This window comes from Pseudomonas cyclaminis, assembly GCF_015163715.1.
GTDB classification, from domain to species: Bacteria; Pseudomonadota; Gammaproteobacteria; order Pseudomonadales; family Pseudomonadaceae; genus Aquipseudomonas; species Aquipseudomonas cyclaminis.
The window spans coordinates 1-579 of the sequence record NZ_JADDUM010000394.1; the positions used below are offsets into that span (position 1 = coordinate 1).

Here is a 579-nt window from a genome sequence, read left to right on the forward strand (position 1 = left end):
CGGTCTAGAGCCTCACACTGGCAAAAGTCGACTCATTGCGCGCCTGACTCAACGCCGACATCGGCCCCGCCAACGGTGCCAATACCAGCGCCTGCGGAATTGGCATCATCGCCACCTGCTGGGTGGTGTTGGAACCCACGCGCTCATCCCGTGGCGGGATGCCGAAGTATTCGCGGTAGCACTTGGAGAAGTGCGGCGTGGAGACAAACCCGCACACCGATGCCACTTCGATGATCGACATCGGCGTTTGCTTGAGCAGCTGTCGCGCACGAATCAAACGCAGCTTGAGGTAGTAGCGCGACGGCGAGCAATGCAGGTATTTCTGGAACAAGCGCTCCAACTGGCGCCGCGACACGGCGACGTACACCGCCAGCTCGTCCAGGTCGATCGGCTCTTCCAGATTGGCTTCCATCAGCGCCACGATTTCCTGCAGCTTCGGCTGGTTGGTGCCAAGCATGTGCTTGAGCGGCACACGCTGGTGATCCTGTTCGTTGCGGATGCGCTCGTACACAAACATCTCGGAGATGGCGGCCGACAGTTCACGGCCGTGGTCGCGGCTGATCAGGTGCAGCATCATGT

General features: G+C 60.6%; 1 protein-coding gene. It reads right to left on the reverse strand.

Annotated elements, in window-relative coordinates; all coding sequences use genetic code 11:
• Positions 1-4: 4 nt before the first annotated feature.
• Positions 5-579, reverse strand: a 575-nt coding sequence (locus tag IQK56_RS30780; RefSeq protein ID WP_193901989.1) for a GlxA family transcriptional regulator, incomplete at its 5' end; no start/stop codon positions are given.